The organism is Methylocaldum gracile (assembly GCF_053646815.1).
Window position 1 is genome coordinate 1,553,018 of sequence record NZ_CM132196.1, and the last position, 20,344, is coordinate 1,573,361.

A 20,344-nucleotide genomic window follows, 5' to 3' on the forward strand; every position below is an offset into this window, starting at 1 on the left:
TCGAAGTTTTTCGAGGTGCCCTATAGCGATATTCATCTGAACGGGCGCTCATTTTCGCATTAGGCAGGACGCAAAAAAAGAGCCGATGGCTTTACGGTAATTGAACGGACGAGCATGGGGCGGGGAGTTCGCGTCACGGTTACATCCGCCACACGCGGCAGATTTCGAGGTCTGCCGCCGCAGTTCAGGTTTTTTGTGGCGTTACTCTTGAGTCGGTAAGCCGCGTTCAGTTTCCAAAAACCGTTTGATATGCGGAAGAACGAGATCGCTGCGGACGAAGCTTTCGGTATGCTTGAGACCGGGCAACGGGACGAAGGCGGCGTGAGCGATGTGTTTGGCGCATTCCCGGACGGCCGGATATCTCGCATCTTCCTCTCCGACGAGGAGCAGGCACGGCATGGCCATGGTCGGGAGGACGTCTTCCAGTGCCGGCCGCTCTTGCGCAGCGGCCGCGAGCGCCCGCAGGTCGTTGGCCAGCACAAGTGGCCTCAGCTCCGGCGGGATGCGCTGTTCCAGGACGGACTCGAGAGCGGTGAGGAAAGCTCCGGGGTCCGCGCCGTCGATGTGCCGGAAGGCGTCCCAGCTTTGGTCGGCATAGGGATGCGCTCCGACGACGAGCAGGGCGTCGACGCGTTCGGGCGCGTATTTCGCCATGCCGAAGCCAATCCAGCCGCCCATCGAAAAGCCGAGGAAGTTCGCTTTCGGGATCTTTAAGGCATCGAGCACGGCGACGACGTCCGCCACCCGGTTCGGCAGCGCATAGGCAGCCGGGTCGTGCGGCTTGTCGCTGGCGCCGTGGCCGCGGGCGTCGAGCAGAATGCACCGGTTATCGCGGCACAGTGCCCGGACATACCCGAACTGGCGCCACGCCTCGGAACTGCTGGTAAATCCGTGGTGCAGCACCAGCGGCGGTCCTTCGCCTTCCGCCTGGTAATGGATGCGAACGCCTTGGCTGTCAACGTAAGGCATGGGCGTCGTCCCGAATCGAGCGATAAACGTCCGCTATGGCGGACGCGACCGACGGCCAGGCGTAGCGGGTCCGGGCTCTTTCGGCCGCGGCGGCGCGCATGCGGCGGCGTTCGTTCTCGGGTGCCAAGAGGGCGTCGAGAATGCGGGCGGCGAATGCGGGAGGGTCCGCGGGATCGGCCAGATAACCGTTCACGCCGGGTGTAACGATATCGGTGGGTCCGCCGTGTGGCGTGGCGATCACCGGGGTTCCGGAAGCGAAGGCCTCGACCAGCACCAGCCCGAAAGGCTCATAAGGGGAAGGGCAGAGGAACAGGTCGGCCGCCGCGTAATACTGAAATAGTTCCTGATCGGTCAGGCGGTGAAACCAATGGATCGCGTCCGTGACCTGAAGCTCGTTCGCCCGCCCGAGCAGGGCGTCGCGATAGGCCGATTCGTCGGGCGAGGGCTTTTCCGGGCCGATCGGAATCAGGAAAGTCACGGTTTTGCCGGCGTCCCGCAGGGTTTTGACGACCTGGGGAATGGCCTCGATCAGCTCGAGAAAGCCTTTGCGGGGATCGAGCCGGCCGACCGTGAACAGCAGATAATCGGAGCTGAAGCCGAGCTGGCGTTGAAGCTTCGTCTTTTCCAGGCACAGGTGGAATGCTTCCGTGTCCACGCCTCCCGGAACGATGCGGACCTTCTCGGCGCTTGCTCCGTAGCGCCCCGTCAACGCGTCCCGCTCGGTCCGGCTGAGCGCGATGACGGCATCGGCCGCGTCCAGGATCTTTTTTTCCGCGCGGATTCGAACATCGTAGCGGAACTTCGAGCCGTCCGGGGTGGGATCGGGTACGCGGTCCCGTTTCAGGAGCCCCAGGGAGTGGCTGGTAAACAGCAAGGGCTTGCCGAGAGCGAGACTCGCCATGAGCGCGCTTGCGCCGCCGTCCCAATAGTGGCCGTGGATGGCATCGGCATGCCTCAGCCAGGTGGTCTGCCTGAATAGCGTATGCTCGACGAATTCCGCGAGATGGGGGCCCATGTCCTCCTTGCGGAGAAAGCCATCCGGCCCCATCGGATAGCGGAAAATCGTGGCGCCGTCGCAAATGTCCTGGCGCACCGCTTTCCCGCCCCAGCGGCGGGTGTAGACCCGAACCTCGTGTCCCTGGCGGGCGAGCTGTTCCGCCACGCGAGCCTCGTAAATGCATTGTCCGCCCGCATCCGGTTCGCCGGTTACGGCCAGGGGGTCGCTATGGGGGCAGAAGAAGGCAATCCGCATCGCTGCTACCGTTGGGTGTCTCGTTTGGCTTTCGAGCCGCTCGCAGCGAGCGGCCATAATCCGTAGTGGCGAAGTCCCTGGATGATGCCGTCGCCGTAGAACGCGTCGGCGATAAACAATCGGGCGCTATCGTTACGCTTTTGCTGCTCGGAAGCCTGAGCCCGGACGTCTGCCGGAGTATTGCCGACCAGAACGCCGCACACGCCCGAGAGCAGCGCGTCGAGATCGTTCCCGGAATCGCCCGCGAAGAAGATGCGGTCGCCGGCCAAGCCATAGCGCTCGGCGACGTACCACAAGGCGTGGGATTTCCCGGCATTGGCGGGAATGATGTCGAGCAAAGCCCGTCCGGAGGATTCCTCGATGCTGGAAATCATCTGCAAATCGTTTCTCACCGCCCGGACCCGATACATGATTTCCGCCAGCAGCTCCCGGCTGACTGGCTCCGGGTAATAGAAGCTGAACTTGTGCGGTCCTTGCTTTTGCGGCTCCTGAGGCGCCAGGCGCGAGATCCTGTAAAGCGACCGGCGCAAGGCTTCGCGGTCTAGCGGCGGTCCGAGCCGGCTTTGCCATTCGCGATCCTGCGCGCCCGTCTGATCGTAAACCTCGGTGCCGACGTTGCAGATCCACCAGGTCGGCTGCGGCAGCCGGAAAACGGCCTGTCCCTGTTTGGCCAGAGCCAGATAGCGTCCGCTGACGACGCAGATAGGGCAGTCGGCTTCGAGCAGAGTCCGAAGAAGCGCCTGGGTCCGCTCCAGGCAGCCGGAGTCCGGAAGTTTGCCGGTATTGGGCAGCAGCGTGCCGTCCAGGTCGGACGCGAATAAGAACGGAACGCCCGCGCTCATGGAATCAGACTCCGTACGCGCTGGCTGACCTCTTGTTCCAGTTGCACGAGCCGCGCGGTGTTGGACGCTTCCATGCTGATTTCCAATTGCGGGGCGTCCGCGCTCGGCAATACGTAAACCCAATCGCCGTCCAGATCGAGCCGCACGCCTTCGGGGGCGGCATTCATGCGAGCTTCCGGTCGTTGACTCAGTTCGCGCATCACGCGCCCGATGTGATCCCAGGGACAGTGTAGAATCAGGCGCCGGCAATGGCTGATCGGGATCTGGCGCTCGAAATCGTGCAGGGTCAGGTGTTCCCTGCCGAGGAATTCGAGCAGCCGAAGAGACGCCGCAACCGCGCCATAGCCGAGATAGAAGTGGACGAAATGCAGCCAAACGCCTTCGGATTGCATGGCTTTCTTGACGGCATTCAGTTGGGCCGCCGGCTCCTTGTGCGTAATGATCAGTCGCCGCACTCTGGCGTCCGCCAGCTCGGCCAGAAATTTCGGATGATCGGGCGGCAGGAAGACCGGCTCCTCGGGCGGAGCGCCGATGATGAAGGCTGCGGTCAGGAGCTCCTGCGTCCGTTCCGCCCGGTGTATCGTTCCCAATTCGTCGACCAAGGTCAGTTGTTCGCCGCTTCGCTCGATGATCAGGGCGATCTTCCGGTTGAGCCTGGCGATCTCCGCGATCGGTTCGTAGGGTATGGCGGAGACATCCGAATTTTCTCTACATTCGCTCTCGAGATGATGCAAGCCGTTGCTGCCGAGCAGGTCGCCGAGTATCCGCGCCAGATTGCCTTCCCGGCAGTAATGGAGTACGCGATCGACCCAGGGTTGGGTGGCGGATCGGCTGAGATGCTGGCGAAGGTGTTCGGCATATCGTTCGTCGACGCGGCCGGGATAAGTCAGGTTACCGACGTTCTCGATGGACACCTTGGGAAACTCGGCCCGGTAGAACATCGCTTCGATCTTGCGGCGCGCGCTGCGCAGCAAAGGCAAACCGTCGGTGTCGAAAAGCTCGATGACGGCCACGCTGGGGTGCTCGTCCGAAATGCGGATATGGACGCCGCCGCTCAAATGGCGGCCGAAGCAGGTGATGAAGCGCGTCTCCGGCAGGCTGGCCTCTTCCAGGTCGTCGATATTGACGCCCACCGCCAGAAGACCGGAGATGAACGCCCGCTTGATCAGCCGGGAGAATGGGTGCGCATCGCGGGCGACCGCCACTCGGGCGCCGCGCTGAATCCAGCTGCCGAAGGCCTTGCCCAGCGCCGCCGCATATTCCGGCGTGATGTGGAGATTGGCCAGGCCGCTGACGCCGCGCGATCCGAAAATCGAAGGACGCAGCAGCGATTCCCAGACCAGGTTTTCGCGTATCGTCGTGTTGCTGTTGATTTCCTTGTCGGGCCAGATCGAAACGCCGGGTATGACCACGACCTGGCGTCCGAGATGGCAGCGGGAGCCGATGATCGCGTCGTCGCCGATCTCGCAGCGGGCCTCGATGACGGTGCTGCCGCCGACGATGCAGTTGCGCAGGTCGCTCGACTCGCCGACGAACGAGTTTTTCATGACGATGCTGCGGTTGACGGTCGCCCTCGCGTCGATTTCGACGTCCGGCGCGATGACGGAATACGCGCCGATCTTGACGCCGGATCGGATCCGTACGTTGTCGCCTATCCAGCAGGGCGAGCCGAGCTCCGCGTCCTTGGCGATCCGCGCGCCGTCGCCAAGCCATATCCGTTCTCCGATGAGATTTCCGCCGAGCGGCAGACGGACCTTTCCGTCGAGCAGGTCCCAGTGCGACTGCTTGAGCTGATCCAGGGTGCCGATATCGCTCCAGTAACCTTCCGCGACATAGGCGAACAACGGAATCTCCTGTTCCAGGAGTTTCGGAAAAAGGTCGCTGGCGAAATCGTATGGAATGTCCTCGGGTATCGCCTCCAGGATTTCCGGTTCTATGAGGTAAATGCCGGTGTTGACGGTGTCGCTGCACAATTCGCTGAGGCCTGGTTTTTCCAGGAAACGGACCACGCGGTCGTCCTCGCCGGTTACGACGACGCCGAACTCGCCGGGGTCCGACACCCGTTTCAGGCACAGGCTGACTTTTGCGCCCTTGGCCTTGTGAAAGGCCCAAAAGGCTTCGAGATCGAAATCCGTCAGCGCATCGCCGGCGATGACGAGAAACGTCTCGTCGAGGAAATCCGCGCCGAGCTTGACCGAGCCGGCCGTTCCCAGCGGCTTGTGTTCCAGGGTGTAGTGCAGGTTCACGCCGAAATCGCCGCCGTCTCCGAAATGGTCGCGGATGGCGCGGGGCCGGTAATGCAGTGTTGCCAGCAAATCGGTGAAACCGTACGAGCAGAGATGCCGCGCGATGTGCTCCATGATCGGCTTGCCCAGCACGGTGACCATCGGTTTCGGTATGTTCTCGGTAATGGGTCTTAGCCGTACTCCCTGACCCCCGGCAAGAATGACTGCTTTCATGAATGATCTCCCGCACCGAGTTGGATCGATTTCTGATGATGGCTCATAATTTGATTTCAAAATGTTTGTTGGGATTTGTCAACCTCGTTGATTGCGGATGACAAGATAACCATATGTTAATGATATGGTGGGTGCGGACGAGGCTCCAGAATTGACAGGAAGTGCAAGCTGAATAATTATTTGACATCAAAATAAAAGAGACCGGATCAGTGGAAACGCTTATGACTGAAAAAACGCGGGGCGACGATTTGATCGTGCAATTGCGCGCGTTTCTGGACGCCAGCCCCACCGTGGGCCATCGGGTGCTCCATCAAATTCGAAAACTGGAGCGCGGTTTTTTGCAGCGTTCCGATCTCTGCGACGCTTTCGCCGACGTTTGCACCGCGGAAGATGCGCCCGAGGGGCTAAAGCAAACGCCCTTGGCAAAAACCATACGCTTTACTCAGGAGGCCGCGCTTAACGACGCCTGGGTCTATCTTGCCATCCGGCTTCGCATCGCCACCTGGCGCTATGTGCGCATCGCGCTCGAAGGGCTGACGGTCGAGGAGGTGACGGTGCAGGACTTTCTGCGTTTCAAGGAAGGCTTGGCGACGAGGCAGCACGATATAGACGAATGGCTGCTGGAAATCGATTTCGGGCCGTTCTCCCGCGAGTTTCCAAAGCTCCAGGAGGCGAGATCGATAGGCCGCGGCGTGGAGTTCTTGAACAAACATCTGTCCCGGCAACTGTTCGACGAATTGGGCGAGGGCGGCGAACGCATCTTGAATTTTCTGAGCATTCACTCGTTCCGTGGCCAGACCCTGATGCTCAACGAGCAGATCAGGAGCGTTCGCGACTTGCGCAGGGCCTTGCGCCAGGCCGACGACATGCTCGCCGGCCACGAGCCTTCGGCGACCTGGGAGGAAGTGGCGGCGGCCTTGCGCGCCCTAGGGTTCGAGACCGGCTGGGGGCGCGAGGTCTCTCGCATCCGCGACACCATGAGCCTGCTTCAGGATCTCCTCGAGGCGCCCGATCCGCGTGGATTGGAAACCTTTCTCGCGCGTTTGCCCATGGTCTTCTCGCTGGCGATCATTTCGCCGCACGGCTATTTCGGTCAGGCCAATGTGCTCGGCCGTCCCGACACCGGCGGGCAGGTGGTCTACATCCTCGATCAGGTGCGCGCCCTGGAGACCGAAATGCGTTCCCGCCTGTTCGAGCAGGGGCTCGACATCGAGCCGCAAATCGTGGTGGTGACGCGGTTGATACCGCAGGCGGAGGGGACCAGCTGCGACCAGCGGCTCGAGCCCATTTCCGGAACGTGCAACGCCCGGATACTCAGGGTACCTTTCCGCAACGTGTCCGGCGAGATCGTGACGCACTGGATTTCCCGGTTCGAGGTCTGGCCTTATCTGGAGCGTTATACCCTGGACGCGGAGCGCGAGCTGCTCGCCGAACTGGGCGGGCGTCCCGACTTGATCGTCGGCAACTACTCGGACGGCAATCTGGTTGCGACCCTTCTGTCGCAACGCCTGGGCGTGACCCAGTGCAACATCGCCCATGCCTTGGAAAAGACCAAGTATTGCCATTCCGATCTGTTCTGGCAGGATAACGAATCCCAATACCATTTTTCCTGCCAGTTCACCGCCGACCTGATCGCGATGAACGCGGCCGACTTCATCATCGCCAGCAGCTATCAGGAAATAGCGGGTACCCGCGACAGCGTGGGGCAGTACGAGAGTCACGCGGCGTTTACCATGCCCAAGTTGTTTCGGGTCGTGAACGGGATAGACGTCTATGATCCGAAGTTCAACATCGTTTCGCCGGGCGCCGATGCGGCGGCTTATTTCCCCTACACCGCCGCCGACCGGCGCCTGCCCCATCTGCATGCAGAAATAGAGGAGCTGATCTACGGCGAGGCGGAGAAGGCCGACGCACGCGGGGTCCTGCATGAGCGGGACAAGCCGCTGCTGTTCACCATGGCGCGGCTGGACCACATCAAGAACATCGCCGGACTGGTGGAATGGTTCGGCGCTTCCGAGAAGCTGCGCGGGGAGGCCAATCTGCTGGTGATTTCCGGTTACGTGGATCCGGAACGTTCTTCCGACACCGAGGAAATCGGACAGATCCGGCGCGTGCACGCCTTGTTCGACCGGTACGGGCTGGACCGGCAGGTGCGCTGGCTGGGCCTCAGACTGCCCAAAAACTTGGCCGGCGAGCTTTATCGCTACGTGGCGGACAGCCGCGGGGCTTTCGTCCAGCCGGCCTTGTTCGAGGCCTTCGGACTTACGGTGATCGAGGCGATGGCTTCGGGCCTCCCCTGTTTCGCCACCTGCTTCGGCGGGCCTTCGGAGATCATCGAGGACGGACTATCCGGCTTTCACGTCGATCCGAATCATGGCGATGCGGCGGCGGAACGCATCGCGCGTTTCTTTGCCAGAGCGCGCAACGAGCCGGAATACTGGGCGCGAATCTCGGAGGGAGCGCTCGCGCGGGTTGCCCAACGCTATACCTGGCAGCACTATGCCGAGCGGATGATGACCTTGTCCCGAGTCTACGGCTTCTGGCGCCACGTGACCGACTTGGAGCGCCGGGAGACCCAGCGTTATCTTCAGGCTTTATACAGCCTGCAATTCCGCCGTCTGGCCCAAGCCATGGCCTGATTTCGAGCACGTTTTAGCCTATGGGAATTAAAGAACAATTTGTAGGTCGGCAATCCTTTGCCGACAAGTCCGTTGTGTCGGCAAGGGATTGCCGACCTACCTCGGGCGCTACGCCAAACCGGAAAATGTTCTAGCGTATGGAAATTAACGAACAAGTATTGATAGAGCTCCGGCGCATCGTCCGTGCGCTCGATCTGCAATCCAAGCAGTTGCAAAAGGTGGGACTGACCGGCTCTCAGTTGATGGTTTTGCGCGCCTTGACGAAACAAGGGCCTTTGACGGCCAATCAACTCAGCCAGGCGGTCAATCTGAGTCAAGGGACGATCACCACGGTGCTCGACCACCTCGAACTCAAGGCCCTGATCCGGCGCGAGCGCAGCGCGGAAGACAAGCGGCGCCTGACCATCACCCTCACCGACTCCGGCCGGGAGGCACTCCGGCATGCGCCCTCGCTGCTGCATGTCGACTTCGTGGCCGCTTTCCGGCAATTGAACGACTGGGAGCAGACTCTCATCCTTTCCAGCCTGCAACGGGTCGCCGGCATGATGGATATGTCGCGCGTCAAGCCCAAGCCGGTTCACGATGCCGAATGCATCGAAGCGGGTTTGCGGTTCCTCACCGACGATGCCGAGGATGCGGGATGCTGACGAGCCGGCTGGTGGGGCGGCCTCTGGCCGCGGGTTAATCCGGGGCAGGGATGCCCCGGCGCGGCGACAAGCCGCGTGAGCCCAGGCCGGGCGTGTACCGGCCTGGGCGGCGGCCCGAAATACCAGGAGGGTATTTACGGGCCTGATTAATAAATTCCGCTCCCGAACATTATTGATCGGCCCCTGTTCAAGATCGTACGAGGTACTGCAACCCAAAACGCTTTGCAACATGTAGCGTCCGGCATCACGCCGTCACGCCAAACGCATTAATTCGAACCAATAAACGCTATCAAAATGGGGGGGTACTTAATGGGTCCTTCAAAAAGAACCCTATATCGATCCGTAATCGATTTGTCGCTGGGGATGCTCGTTTTCTGGCTGGCCCAATCTGCGCTGGCTCAGGAGACGGCTCAGCCGGCGCCGGGCGAGGCCGAGGCGGCGAAACCGGCTCTTTCGGCAGAAGAAGCCTTGAATCCGGTCGATCGCATCAAGGCCGGCCGACAAGAGGTGGCGTCCGCCATGGAGTCGGTCCGAAAAGCCATGGATGCGGGATCCGCATCCGGATCGGACAGGGCTGCCGTACTGAACCAGCAGCTGGAAACCCTGAAACAGCTCGATTCCGTCTTCGAGCGGCAGCTCGCGGCGCAGCAGGAAATCGAGACGCTGGCGGTCGAGGAGCGGAAATACCTGGAAGCTGCGAAAACGCTCGAGACCAGCGATGATCCGGTGCCGGTGAGCGAACTGGATAACGCGTCGTCCGAGTTGAGCGCACAAACGGCGCGCCTGTCCGCGTTGAGAGCCGCCGTCGATCAGGCTAACGCTCAGGTCGAGCAGGCGCGGGCGGCTGTGGCCGGGAAGCAAAAGGAACTGGCCGCCGACGAGGGCGAGAAGGCCGCTTCGTCAGACGGGGAGCCCGATTCCCTGCGTTTGCAATCGGCCCGGTGGGAACTTAAGCAGGCCGAGGAAACGCTGCGGCTCGGTGAATTGAACCTGGAAAGGGAAAAACGAAAGCTGACCGTTGCCGAAGCATCCGTGAAGCTGCTCGAACGGCGCCTGAGCCTATTGGCCGGCCGCGTACAATTCACCGACAAGGAGCTCGAGGAGCGGCTGCAGCAAATCGAGAAGGAAGAACTCGAACTGAAGCGCGAATTGAGAAGAATGGATGGCCAGCAGATCGCCAACGAAAGTCGTCTGCACGATGCGAGGCAGCGTATGGCGAACGCGCCCCTGGACAAACTCGGGGAGCTGTCGGAAGAGGTCGAAGCGCGGCGTTTGGCCAAGGAATCCTTGGAAACGAAGATTTCCGGTTTAAACAAGCGTGTGGAGCTGATCGGAACGTGGAATACGGCCTGGCGGCGGCGTCACGCCGTCATCAACGGTTTCGGCAAGCCCGTGGAATGGGTGAAATGGAAGGAGGAAGCGGTCGACGCCCTGGCCGCGCTCGATCAGACCGAACGCGCCGTGATTCTTTTGCTCCAGGACTGGAAAAAGCAACTGATCTCGATCGAGAACAAGCTTTCCAATTCGGAGCGCGACGGCGGAAGTTCCGCGCGCTGGCTGGAACAGCAGCACCAATCGGCGGAATCGCTGATCGACCACTTGCGCGATCAGGATGCTTATCTCGAAAAGACCCGCGGCCTGCTCCAAAAAGTCGTCGAGTCGGTCAACGACCGTACCGAGCACCGAAGCTGGCGCGAGCTGGCGGAGTTGGTCCTGGATACGGAATTGAACGGCAACCGCGTGCGCGACTGGGGTTTGGCGCTGGTAGCAGTGTCCGGGCTGTTCAGCCTGCTGGTGTTCGTTCGGAATTTTCTCATCTCAGCTTTGCAGCGTTATCTCGAGCGTCGGCAAAACGTTCTGATCGGCGAGTTCTTTGCCGGCGTCCGGCAAACCCGCACGGTCTTTTTGCTCATGGTCTCGGTGTTTGCGTCGACGCTGCTGCTGCGCCTGGATCCGACGCTCAGCGGCATCATACGCAAACTGACCATCGTCACGCTGCTCTTCCAGGTTTCCACCTGGGTGAGCTACTTCCTCAGAGTTTGGGTCTTCGACTATTTGGGCAAAAAAACCAAGCGTGACCAAACCAGCCTGGGAGCGCTGTCGATTTTCAATTCGCTCAGTCAACTGGCGGTCTGGTCGCTGGCGCTGCTGCTCGCGCTGCAAAATTTCGGCGTGGATATCACGGCGCTGGCGGCCGGTCTCGGAATCGGCGGCGTCGCGGTCGCGCTGGCGCTGCAACGGATACTGGGCGATCTGTTGTCCTCGCTGTCCATCGCTTTCGACAAGCCCTTCGTGGCCGGCGATTTCATCATTTTCGATCAGCTCATGGGAACGGTCGAGCACATCGGTATCAAGACCACCCGCATCCGCAGTCTCGACGGCGAGCAGATCATCTGCGCGAACAGCGATCTGCTGAATACCCGGATTCGCAATTTCAAACGCATGCGGGAGCGGCGCGTGGCGTTTCAAATCGGGCTCGTTTACCACACGCCATACGAAAAGCTGGTCAAGGTCCCAAGCCTATTGCGGAATGCCGTCGAGGCCCAGGCCAACGTCCGTTTCGACCGCGCCCATTTCAAGGCTTACGGCGAATTCTCCCTGCTGTTCGAAGTCGTTTACTACGTTCTGAGCGCCGATTACAACGATTACATGAACGTGCAGCAGGGCATCAATCTGATGATTTTCGAATCGTTTCAGAACGAGGGATTGCAGTTCGCGTTTCCCACCCGTGCCTTGTACCTGCAAGGCGTACCCCAAACCGGCGAAGCGGCGCTGTCGGCCCTCAAGTCCGGCGAAGGGAAAACGACCGCACAGCTGCGCGCGGGTTAACGGCTGGGCGATTCGGCGCTGCCGGCCAGCAGTACCCGATGCCGAAGCCGCCGGATCGCCGTCCAAAGCCGAGGCTGCCAGCTTTTCGCGGCTATGGACTCGTTCGTATCTCTTAAGCCTGTGCTCGGTAGCAGGTATCTTCGTCGGCAAAGGATTGCCGACCTACGAATGCTTGAATCAATTTACCGTAGCCGAAGGCGCCAGCGACTTCCGCCACGCCTGTTTTGTCGTACGAGCGAAATGAAAACGCTCTATCGAGCGGGATGATAGAGCAGGCTCGGATCGTGCAGGGCGTTTCCGATAATCAGGCTGGTGTGCCAGGTCGGGCGGTATCGCCGCGTATCGGCCAGATACCGGAGCGATACGCGGGTATCCTCGTCTTCTCTGGAAAACACCGCGACTCTCCCGGTCCTGGCCTGCTCTTCGGTCAGCGTCCATGCATCGCCCAGGCAAGCCCCGACGGCCTTCTTGCCTTCTTCGAAACTCTGCCGGGCAGCGGCTTCGTCGGTTTTGTTCCACAGGCAGTAATAATGTTCGTTGCCGCTCCATTTCCACACCTCGCAGGCCGTATCGGGAAAAATGCTTTCCGCATCCCAGCGGTCGCCGAGGCGGTGTATGCTCTTCGCGCCCTTGATGTTTTCGAAGCGATTGTCGGCCTCGGCGATGACCGCTTTCAGGCGGGAACAGGCGTCTCCTTCGGTCGCGGTTTCCCGCCCGCCGGGCTGGCTCGCGCATGAGACGGCCATTACGGCAAGCATCGGCAGAATCGCGCGCAAGCCAAAAGCACTGATTCGTACGCCCATGTCGTTCTCCTTTCCTAGAGCAGTTTCCATTCGTACGTAAGGATGGCCTTAGTGCGGGAGCGGGCCGAAAACCAATCCGACAGCCGCTCCAAAATCAATCAATCCGACCGCGACCGGAGCGCCCCGGTGCCGTCCGTTCGACTTGAATTCCGATGCCGTCGCGGCTTCCGAGCATTCCGCTCAAGGCGGCTCGGTGCGCCAACTCGAAGGATTCGCACCCATGCGTTCCCCGAGGTCCGCCAGGGCGTTCATCGTTTCCTTTACGAACACGCCCGGTTTCGGCGGCGTCCAATCGGCGGGAACCGAGATGACCCGGATCTCGACATCGGCGCCTCTCTTCAATTTCGAAATCTCGGCCAATGCGTAAAGATGGCGTAGCGCGTTGACGGTAGCCGACTGGGTCGCCAGGTTGGTGCTGCGGCGCATGATGGCGGCCCAAGTCTGCCGGGTGATTTGCGGCAGAAAACGGAACTGGTTGTTGAGGATGACCCAGTAACGCTGCTTGGGGATCGGCAGGTCCGGGTAAGTCTTCTTCCAGACCGCCGAAAAGCTGTCTTCGTCGTGCGTTCTCGCGCCATACAGGATATTTCCGGTCACGCCTCCATCGACATACAGCCGGCCGTCGATCTCGCGCGGCGGGAAGACGCCGGGCACCGCGGCCGACGCGAGGAGGATGCGGTGCACCCGATCCACGTCACCGGTCCGGAGAGCACTTCTCGCTTCCTCGACCACGTCCCAGGCGCGCATGTCCCCATCATCGAGATTGGTGGTATTGACCAGCAGCATACGGTTGCGCCTGCCTTCCCGGACGATGCGGTTCAGAAACTCCGAATCGATCGCTTCCGCGATATCCCGCTCCAGCCCCGGAATGCGGGTGAACGACGCGTAGCGCGGCAGGAAGAACAGAAGCCCTCGAAGTTTCACGATGTCCGGACGCGGTTCGCGGTACATATTCAGGACCTGATCGATGGTCCGCTCGGTTCCGAGAAAAGCGAACGGCGCGATCAAGGCGCCGGTGCTGACGCCGGTCACGACGTCGAATTCGGGACGTGCCATGGGCCCCTTCGGAACCCGTCCCCAGCCCTTGAGAAAGCCCGCGCCGAAGGCTCCCCAGTCTCCGCCTCCGGAGATCACGAGAGCGTCGATTACAGGCGGTTCGGATCTGACACCCAGGACATAGTCGTCGTACTCCTGCTTGGCCCGCGTGACGAGCCGCGGCGTGAATCCCTTGATTTCCGCGTTGACCAGACGGTCGCTGGCCTCTCGGGCGCTGAGCAGTTCCTGCTGCGAAAGCGACGGACGCAAGGCGGGACCGCAGCCCGCAGCCAGGATCAGCAGGACGAACAGCAGGCACTTGAAAAGGTTTCGGACACTCATGATCGCGAGCACGACGCGACCGACGATCAGGCTAGCCATCCTGCCAATGCCGGCGTTTTGGCGGATAACTCGCCGGTCGGCGGCCGTTTCCGGTCAACGAGTGAGGATGATGTAAAGAGCGTGAATGACGCCTGGGACGAAGCCCAGCATCGTCAGCAGAATATTCAGCCAGAAGGCGCCTGCAAGCCCGACTTCCATGAAGACGCCCAGCGGCGGGAGAAGAATGGCGAAGATAACCTTGAAAACATCCGTGAAGGTGACCGTCATGATAAGACCTCGCGTTGAAGTTCTGGAGGATTGAATGCAATCCGGTCAAGGCAATGCGAAGGGACTCTTTCGTTTTGACCGAAGCGGCGCCGAAAAAATTGCGTTCCAGCGTGCCTGAATCGGAACCCGAGCCGGCGCCAAAGCTTTCCCGGATGTATCGGTTAGGCTGACTATCAGCGTCCCGGCTGGCAAGGGCTCGAATTTTCGCTATCGCTGCATCGCTTTCCGACGAAGCGAGTGAAACTAGCCCCGTTATCCTGCGGCGCCGATAGCCGACGAAACGGCGCGAAGGATGACACGGTCGAAACGCTGCACGATACCGGCATCGAAACGGATGTTGATCCGCCAGGGCATATACGGCCGAATCCGATCCTTGCCAAGAAGGCATTGTCTTGCGGACATGGGGGCTTTGCGCTTGCGGCCATTATTGGTTGTCGAATGAAGGAGCGGAAATACGGGCATTAACGTATCCGTCGGAGCACGACGGGTTTCGCGCCGGACTCGCTTTCCTTGATCTTGCCCGATTCGAAGGGTATGGCTAATGCCGATGGACGTTCCTCGTCAAAGGTCGACGATCATTCGTTCGATCCTGTCCACATCGATATTCGAGTCGTCGGCGGCGCGGTGTTTTCCATCTTTCCCGGCATGCGTCCCGAGTGGCCCGGCGGTTACGGATTGGTTTGCGGTTGTGGCTGGCGTCCCTGCCGATAACCCTGCTCGTAAGCCCGTTGTTCGGACTGTTTGTGCTTGTCGTAGAGATAACTGCCCACCAGTCCGGTGCCCGCGCCGATGGCGGCGCCCAGGCCGGCGTTGCCGGCGATGGCACCGATCGCCGCGCCGGCGCCGGAAAACAGCACGGTCGCCAGGAGGATGGCTTTGGAAAAGAAGGTAGAGGCTCGCATGACAGCGCCCTCCATGGGTTGAAAAGCAGAAACTTCGGAAATCCTCGGTTGGACGCATCATGCCGCCGCCCCCATTCTCGCCAGCAGACCCAGCAGGATGAACACCCCGACCAGAGCCGGCGTCAAGGCGACCAGAAACCCCGGCATACAGCCCGGACGCTCGCCGACTCCGGCGATCACGCCGAACTCCAGGCTTCACTTACGGCTCGGTTTGGCCGGTTCTGCCTGTCGCCCGCACGATGCAGCGGAAGCCCACATGGCAGGTGGAGGTATCGACCGGTTCCGGGAAGCGGGCCGCCGGGCGGTAGCGGCGGCAGTAATTCTCCGCGCAGAGATGGGAACCGCCCTTGAGCACCTTGCGCGGAATCCGGATCACGGGCTCACAGGGATCGAAGCTAGCTTCCTCCCGTCCGCCGCGCGGATTCCTGGGAACGCAGCAGGCCGCTTGCCGCGCGGACGGGTGGCCGGGTTCGTACCAGTCGGCGGTCCATTCCCAGACATTGCCGATCGTGTCGTACAGGCCGTATTCGTTGGGCGGAAAGGCTCCCACCGGGGAGGTGCCCTCGTAGCCGTCGACGACGAGGTTTTCCCAGGGAAACCGCCCCTGCCAGTAATTGGCCAGCATCCTGCCCTCCGGCGCCAGTTCCTCGCCCCAGGCATAAGCTGCGCCGTCCAGCCCGCCGCGGGCGGCCCGTTCCCACTCGGCTTCAGTCGGGAGCGCCTTGCCTTCCCAGCGGGCAAAGGCCTCGGCGTCGGCAAAAGTGACGTGGACTACCGGATGCCGCTCCAGCCGTTCGAGGGAACTCTCGGGGCCTCGCGGATGCCGCCAGTCGGCGCCTTTCATGTAGGACCACCAATTTCCGATGTCGCGGAGATTCACCGGCCCCGGCGGCTTCACGAACACCAGCGAACCGGCGTAGATCATGTGCGGCAAGGCGCCGGGGTAATCGGCCGGATTCGGCGGGATTTCGGCGAAGGTGACATGCTCGGTGGCGGCCACGAAGCGGGCGAACCGCTCGTTGGTCACCGGAAAGCGGTCCATCCAGAAACCGTCCACCGCTACCCGGTGCGCCGGGGCTTCCTCGGGATAATGCCGGTCCGATCCCATCAGAAACGTGCCGCCGGGGATCCAGACCATATCGGGGAAGGGCGGCTCGGGGGCAGGGGAGGCGAAGCGGATCGCCGTCTTGGCTTCGGTGTGGATCATGGTTGAAATCCTTGTACCGTATGCCTTTCACTGCCGGGTGATGATCGCCCGCAATTCCGCCTCCTTGTCCTCGATCAGTTCGCCCGACACGTCCACCGTTACCCGGTTCAGCTTGCCGCTGAAGGCGAACGGCACTTCATATCGGGAGGTCACCGGAGACGCCGCGTCGTGGCCGCAGGTCAGCCCTTCGCCCAGGCTGATGAGAAGCGGTACGGTGACGGGAAGTTCGGCCTGTCCGACGAGTTTGCCGTCGATGTAGAGCTGGCCGCGGCCCGGCGCGCCTTTGCCTTGGGCGAGGTCGGGCCGGCCGGTGGGTTCGAACTCGAAGCGCAGCTCCGCCTTTCCCTGCGGTACCTCCGCGTCGGATTCGACCGCGAACTCCTCGGTGCCGACGTAGTTGTGCACGTAGCACAGCTTTTTGTCCTTGACGAAGAACGAGTACCCGCCGGTACTGCCGCCGTGGGCCAGCAGCACACCCTCGGCGCCATCGTGGATTTCTACCTCTGCGCTAATGCTGTGCGGCCGGTTGAGGACCTTCACCGCCACGTTATCGGGTACGGGCGAGGTATCGGGATAATAGATGTACCGCTGCCTGCCCCGGGTAAGCTGGGGACGTTCCTCGGCGAATCGCTGGGTGCCGCGGCTGTCGAGGGGCAGGACCTTGTATTTGCCCGCTTCGACATACCACATGGCGATCATTTCGATCAGTTTGTCCCGGTGCTGATCGGCCAGATTGCGGGTTTCGGAGAAATCTTCCGCCACGTGATACAGCTCCCAGCCGTGGGCATCCAGTTCGCGCAGTTTTTCCTCGGTAATCTCCATCTGTCCGAAGGACATTCCGGACTCGGCAAAGGAGGGCCCCGGAACGGGGCATACGGCGCGCCAGCCGTCGTGGTAGATCGATCGGTGGCCGAACATCTCGAAATATTGGGTGACGTGGCGGTTTTCCGCCTTCCCCTCGTTAAAGGTATGAGCAAAGCTCACGCCCTCGATGGGCGATTGGGCGACGCCGCGGATTTCCGCCGGCGGCTCGATTTGTAAGGCATCCAGTACCGTCGGCAGCAAATCGATGGCGTGAGCGTATTGCGGGCGGATTTCCCCTTTTGCCCGGATCCCTTTCGGCCAATGCACGATGAAAGGATCGCTGACGCCTCCACGGTAGGTTTCCCGCTTCCAGCGCTTGAACGGGGTGTTGCCCGCCCAGGTCCAGCCCCAGGGGTAATGATTGAAATACTTCGGGCCGCCCAGATCGTCCAGCGCCTTGAGATTGGCTTCCAACGACTCCGGCACATTGTTGAAGAACTTGTTTTCGTTGACCGAGCCGGTGGGGCCGCCCTCGGCGCTGGCGCCGTTGTCGGAGATCACCATCACCAGGGTGTTGTCCAACTCGCCCAGGCTTTCGATGAAATCCAGCAGCCGGCCAATGTGATGGTCGGTATGCTCCAGAAACCCGGCGAAGACTTCCATCATGCGGGCGTAGAGCTTTTTCTCGTCCGGCGTAAGGCTGTCCCAGCGGGCCACGTCGGGGTCGTGGCGGGATAGTTCGGTGCCCGGCGGAATAAGGCCCATGTCGAGCTGTTTTTGGTGGACCTTGTGCCGGTAAGCTTCCCAGCCGTCGTCGAACTGCCCCCGGTAGCGGTCGGCCCATTCTTTCGGCACGTGGTGCGGAGCGTGCATGGCGCCGCTGGCGAAATACAGGAAAAACGGCTTGTCGGGAGCCGCCTGCTTGGCATCGCCGATGAAACGGATGGCCTGATCCGCCAGGTCTTCGGTGAGGTGGTAGCCTTCTTCCGGCGTTTTGGGCGGTTCGACCGCGTGATTGTCGTGGACCAGGTCCGGGTAATACTGGTGGGTATCGCCGCCCAGGAAGCCGTAATACCGCTCGAAGCCCCGTCCCAGCGGCCAGCGGTCATAGGGCCCGGCGGCGCTGATCTGCTCCGCCGGGGTGAGATGCCATTTGCCCACCGCGAAGGTGTTGTAGCCCTGGCGCTGGAGAATCTCCGACAGGAAGCCGTTTTCGAAGGGAATGATGCCGTTCGCGCCCGGATAGCCCATGGAGCCCTCGGTGATGCAGGCCATCCCGTTGGAATGGTGGTTGCGCCCGGTCAGAAGACAGGACCGGGTAGGCGAGCACAGCGCGGTGGTGTGCATATTGCTGTAGCGAAGGCCGTTCGCCGCCAGCCTGTCGAGGTTCGGCGTCCGGATGGGCGAACCGTAACATCCGAGCTGGCCGTAACCGGTGTCGTCCAGCACGATGAACAGCACGTTCGGCGCTCCCGGTTTGGCCCACAGCGGCTCCGGCCATGCGGGCGAGGAGGTCTCGGGCGTGCGGCCGACGACGCCGGGAAAAGTGGTTCCGGGTTTGTATTCCTTCAAAGACATGTCGTGCCTCCACTTGCAATGCCTTGCGGGCGGTTTGGTCGATTTTGGGGACAGCGTCAATCCATCACGCGGTAGCTTTCCGCCCCGAGGTGTGAAATGCGGACGGCCCTAAGAAGATGACGAAATTGATCGGCACCGGTCACTGTTATCCATGGTTTCGCTCCTTGAGCCGGAAGTGCTGCGATCAAATGTTTATTTTTGTTAACGTCGACTGTAAATGACATCTGTACGAGCACGTAGTCATCTTCGACGCGGATGGCACGGGCTCAGTGCGCCTGGATAGGAACCCGAGCCGGCGTCAGAGCTCGTCCGGATGTATCGGTTAGGCTGACTATCAGCGTCCCGGCTGGCAAGGGTTCGAATTTTTGGAAATACAGCCAACCGGCCACCCACCCGCCGGGATTCAGCACCCCTTCGGGCAGGGCTCGCCGCATCATTTCGAGACTGGGCAAGTCGGACCCTTGCCAGTAATTCGAGTGGCGCGGGTTATAGGATTCATCGTGAGGAAAAGGACCTTCATGAGCAGGAACGGTGGGATAGAGCGGTTTTAGGTAAGGCGCCACATGGAAATCCCGAAAACCGAATTCCGGATCCACGATCGGCGGGTAGGCCACGGGAGTCAGCATCGGCAGCGTGCCGGGAACAACCGGCCCCCTGTCTTTCGCTTCGACCGGAAAGACCGGCAAGGCGGAGAACTCGTTCCCGGTGGGCGCCGCACGCACCTTGAAGTCGCTGTAGCGGATCAGTAGCGCGGTTTTGCTACGGTTGTCGATTTTTAAGTGTACGGGTGTGGTCTTGAACTCGATGGCTTTGGCTCCCGGCCACGATTCCGGCCGGGCGACGATCCGGACCGGGGAGATGTCGGACGCCACTTCTTTCTCGACCGGGCCGAGTTGCGCATAGTCAGGGATGGGTTTGACCACTGCCGCGTCCCGGCACGACATCAGCGGGACCGAGATCATGAACGTCGCTATCGCGGTGACGAGCACCGGATGCCGGCTCGGAAGTTCCATGTCCAAGACCTCTTTATTTTTTCGGGACTTACGAAAATTAGTCTCGATCCCGGCGGGAAAGTTCGAGCACGGATCGGCCAAGGCGCATCGCTAATCCGCCGTCTTTCGAGGCTTGCGCCGGCGCATCGTCGTTCTCGTCTCCGATTCGTGACCGCTTACGCCCAAAGGCTGCATGGCGGCTTGTTCGTCGCTGATCTGCATGGCCTCCACCAAAAGATCCAGGTTTCGGGTCAGCGAGATCAAAACCGGATCCGGCAATTCGGTCAGTGCCTGTAGCAACAGACCCTGCCGGGGTTCGGGAGTTTGCTCCACGAGGGCTTGCCCTGCTTCCGTCAAATAAAGGCGTACCACCCGTTGATCGGGATTGGTTCGTTCCCGCCGGATCAGCCCTTTCTTTTCCAGCTTGACCAGCAAATTGCTTACGGTGGATTGATGAACCGACATGGCTCGCGCCAGTTCCGACACTTTCATTCCGGCGTTATTCGACAACTCCGACATCGCCCAAAGCTGGGCGTAGCTGACTCCGCAGCACGATTCCACCCACTGCGAATGCTGTTGCACGGCACGGAAAATCAGGCGAAAGCGTTTGAGCGCTTCGTGGGGCCGTGCCGTCGGTTCGGCAATTTCCGGCGAATCTTCTTGCGGTCTGTATTCAATCGTTTTCATGTGTCCGTCATCAAAATCTATTTGGCGTGCTACGGCCTATTGCCGCTGCACGCTTCACTTGGAAGCGCCGGTTCTCTTTGCGGGCTTGCG

Annotated in this window: 17 protein-coding genes; 3 read left to right on the top strand and 14 right to left on the bottom strand. The window is 61.1% G+C overall.

The window, feature by feature from the left end; translation table 11 throughout:
* Nucleotides 1–201: 201 nt before the first annotated feature.
* The 4 genes from ACWJJK_RS06790 to ACWJJK_RS06805 are packed head-to-tail and all read right to left on the bottom strand — an operon-like array spanning nucleotide 202 to nucleotide 5,522.
* A complete protein-coding gene (locus ACWJJK_RS06790; protein ID WP_077730701.1) occupies nucleotides 202–969 on the bottom strand; it encodes an alpha/beta fold hydrolase in 768 nt (255 codons plus the stop codon).
* Complete coding sequence (locus ACWJJK_RS06795; protein WP_454128774.1) at nucleotides 956–2,221, bottom strand: glycosyltransferase; 1,266 nt, start codon at nucleotides 2,219–2,221, stop codon at nucleotides 956–958. Before ACWJJK_RS06795 ends, ACWJJK_RS06790 begins: the two co-directional genes overlap by 14 nt.
* 5 nt (nucleotides 2,222–2,226) lie before the next feature.
* Nucleotides 2,227–3,063 carry an HAD-IIB family hydrolase gene (locus tag ACWJJK_RS06800; protein ID WP_086134148.1) on the bottom strand — a complete coding sequence of 279 codons (837 nt, stop codon included), beginning with the start codon at nucleotides 3,061–3,063 and terminating at the stop codon, nucleotides 2,227–2,229.
* Nucleotides 3,060–5,522: a sugar phosphate nucleotidyltransferase gene (locus ACWJJK_RS06805; protein ID WP_077730698.1), complete on the bottom strand. Its 2,463-nt coding sequence runs from the start codon at nucleotides 5,520–5,522 to the stop codon at nucleotides 3,060–3,062. Before ACWJJK_RS06805 ends, ACWJJK_RS06800 begins: the two co-directional genes overlap by 4 nt.
* Nucleotides 5,523–5,743: 221 nt before the next feature.
* On the opposite strand from ACWJJK_RS06805, the gene ACWJJK_RS06810 reads away from it, so the two are divergent.
* The 3 genes from ACWJJK_RS06810 (at nucleotide 5,744) to ACWJJK_RS06820 (ending at nucleotide 11,637) form a co-directional block, all read left to right on the top strand.
* Nucleotides 5,744–8,161: a sucrose synthase gene (locus ACWJJK_RS06810; protein WP_086134149.1), complete on the top strand. Its 2,418-nt coding sequence runs from the start codon at nucleotides 5,744–5,746 to the stop codon at nucleotides 8,159–8,161.
* A gap of 137 nt (nucleotides 8,162–8,298) precedes the next feature.
* Nucleotides 8,299–8,808 (top strand): MarR family winged helix-turn-helix transcriptional regulator, encoded by a 510-nt coding sequence (locus tag ACWJJK_RS06815; protein ID WP_086134150.1) that lies wholly within the window; start codon nucleotides 8,299–8,301, stop codon nucleotides 8,806–8,808.
* 309 nt (nucleotides 8,809–9,117) lie between these two features.
* Entirely contained in the window at nucleotides 9,118–11,637 is a 2,520-nt protein-coding gene (locus ACWJJK_RS06820; protein WP_156879805.1) for a mechanosensitive ion channel domain-containing protein, read from the top strand.
* Nucleotides 11,638–11,888: 251 nt separating this feature from the next.
* Here the strand turns inward: ACWJJK_RS06820 and ACWJJK_RS06825 are convergent, their stop codons facing one another.
* From ACWJJK_RS06825 to ACWJJK_RS06870, 10 genes are all read right to left on the bottom strand, one after another.
* On the bottom strand, nucleotides 11,889–12,440 hold the full coding sequence (locus ACWJJK_RS06825; RefSeq protein ID WP_156879806.1) for a hypothetical protein: 552 nt from the start codon (nucleotides 12,438–12,440) through the stop codon (nucleotides 11,889–11,891).
* Between the two features lie 180 nt (nucleotides 12,441–12,620).
* Complete coding sequence (locus tag ACWJJK_RS06830) at nucleotides 12,621–13,856, bottom strand: patatin-like phospholipase family protein (RefSeq protein WP_077730692.1); 1,236 nt, start codon at nucleotides 13,854–13,856, stop codon at nucleotides 12,621–12,623.
* Nucleotides 13,857–13,910: 54 nt separating this feature from the next.
* A complete protein-coding gene (locus ACWJJK_RS06835) occupies nucleotides 13,911–14,084 on the bottom strand; it encodes a YqaE/Pmp3 family membrane protein (protein WP_086134154.1) in 174 nt (57 codons plus the stop codon).
* 252 nt (nucleotides 14,085–14,336) lie between these two features.
* Nucleotides 14,337–14,486, bottom strand: coding sequence for a hypothetical protein (locus ACWJJK_RS06840; RefSeq protein ID WP_156879807.1), 150 nt, complete (start codon nucleotides 14,484–14,486; stop codon nucleotides 14,337–14,339).
* A gap of 266 nt (nucleotides 14,487–14,752) precedes the next feature.
* Complete coding sequence (locus tag ACWJJK_RS06845) at nucleotides 14,753–14,986, bottom strand: glycine zipper family protein (RefSeq protein WP_454128775.1); 234 nt, start codon at nucleotides 14,984–14,986, stop codon at nucleotides 14,753–14,755.
* A gap of 57 nt (nucleotides 14,987–15,043) precedes the next feature.
* Nucleotides 15,044–15,166, bottom strand: coding sequence for a hypothetical protein (locus ACWJJK_RS06850; RefSeq protein ID WP_276205397.1), 123 nt, complete (start codon nucleotides 15,164–15,166; stop codon nucleotides 15,044–15,046).
* A gap of 19 nt (nucleotides 15,167–15,185) precedes the next feature.
* Entirely contained in the window at nucleotides 15,186–16,193 is a 1,008-nt protein-coding gene (locus tag ACWJJK_RS06855) for a formylglycine-generating enzyme family protein (RefSeq protein ID WP_454128776.1), read from the bottom strand.
* Nucleotides 16,194–16,220: 27 nt separating this feature from the next.
* A complete protein-coding gene (locus tag ACWJJK_RS06860) occupies nucleotides 16,221–18,575 on the bottom strand; it encodes an arylsulfatase (RefSeq protein WP_454128777.1) in 2,355 nt (784 codons plus the stop codon).
* Between the two features lie 266 nt (nucleotides 18,576–18,841).
* On the bottom strand, nucleotides 18,842–19,588 hold the full coding sequence (locus ACWJJK_RS06865; protein ID WP_434113424.1) for a hypothetical protein: 747 nt from the start codon (nucleotides 19,586–19,588) through the stop codon (nucleotides 18,842–18,844).
* Nucleotides 19,589–19,678: 90 nt separating this feature from the next.
* Complete coding sequence (locus ACWJJK_RS06870; RefSeq protein ID WP_077730686.1) at nucleotides 19,679–20,254, bottom strand: MarR family winged helix-turn-helix transcriptional regulator; 576 nt, start codon at nucleotides 20,252–20,254, stop codon at nucleotides 19,679–19,681.
* Nucleotides 20,255–20,344 lie beyond the last annotated feature (90 nt).

Excerpts from the sequence above, each read along its gene's own strand:
- ACWJJK_RS06865 (WP_434113424.1), bottom strand. The coding sequence starts at position 19,588 with ATGGAACTTCCGAGCCGGCATCCGGTGCTCGTCACCGCGATAGCGACG.
- ACWJJK_RS06805 (WP_077730698.1), bottom strand. The coding sequence starts at position 5,522 with ATGAAAGCAGTCATTCTTGCCGGGGGTCAGGGAGTACGGCTAAGACCC.
- ACWJJK_RS06795 (WP_454128774.1), bottom strand. The coding sequence starts at position 2,221 with ATGCGGATTGCCTTCTTCTGCCCCCATAGCGACCCCCTGGCCGTAACC.
- ACWJJK_RS06815 (WP_086134150.1), top strand. The coding sequence starts at position 8,299 with ATGGAAATTAACGAACAAGTATTGATAGAGCTCCGGCGCATCGTCCGT.
- ACWJJK_RS06835 (WP_086134154.1), bottom strand. The coding sequence starts at position 14,084 with ATGACGGTCACCTTCACGGATGTTTTCAAGGTTATCTTCGCCATTCTT.
- ACWJJK_RS06810 (WP_086134149.1), top strand. The coding sequence starts at position 5,744 with ATGACTGAAAAAACGCGGGGCGACGATTTGATCGTGCAATTGCGCGCG.
- ACWJJK_RS06840 (WP_156879807.1), bottom strand. The coding sequence starts at position 14,486 with ATGTCCGCAAGACAATGCCTTCTTGGCAAGGATCGGATTCGGCCGTAT.
- ACWJJK_RS06870 (WP_077730686.1), bottom strand. The coding sequence starts at position 20,254 with ATGAAAACGATTGAATACAGACCGCAAGAAGATTCGCCGGAAATTGCC.
- ACWJJK_RS06790 (WP_077730701.1), bottom strand. The coding sequence starts at position 969 with ATGCCTTACGTTGACAGCCAAGGCGTTCGCATCCATTACCAGGCGGAA.
- ACWJJK_RS06855 (WP_454128776.1), bottom strand. The coding sequence starts at position 16,193 with ATGATCCACACCGAAGCCAAGACGGCGATCCGCTTCGCCTCCCCTGCC.
- ACWJJK_RS06860 (WP_454128777.1), bottom strand. The coding sequence starts at position 18,575 with ATGTCTTTGAAGGAATACAAACCCGGAACCACTTTTCCCGGCGTCGTC.
- ACWJJK_RS06830 (WP_077730692.1), bottom strand. The coding sequence starts at position 13,856 with ATGGCTAGCCTGATCGTCGGTCGCGTCGTGCTCGCGATCATGAGTGTC.
- ACWJJK_RS06825 (WP_156879806.1), bottom strand. The coding sequence starts at position 12,440 with ATGGGCGTACGAATCAGTGCTTTTGGCTTGCGCGCGATTCTGCCGATG.
- ACWJJK_RS06820 (WP_156879805.1), top strand. The coding sequence starts at position 9,118 with ATGGGTCCTTCAAAAAGAACCCTATATCGATCCGTAATCGATTTGTCG.
- ACWJJK_RS06800 (WP_086134148.1), bottom strand. The coding sequence starts at position 3,063 with ATGAGCGCGGGCGTTCCGTTCTTATTCGCGTCCGACCTGGACGGCACG.
- ACWJJK_RS06845 (WP_454128775.1), bottom strand. The coding sequence starts at position 14,986 with ATGCGAGCCTCTACCTTCTTTTCCAAAGCCATCCTCCTGGCGACCGTG.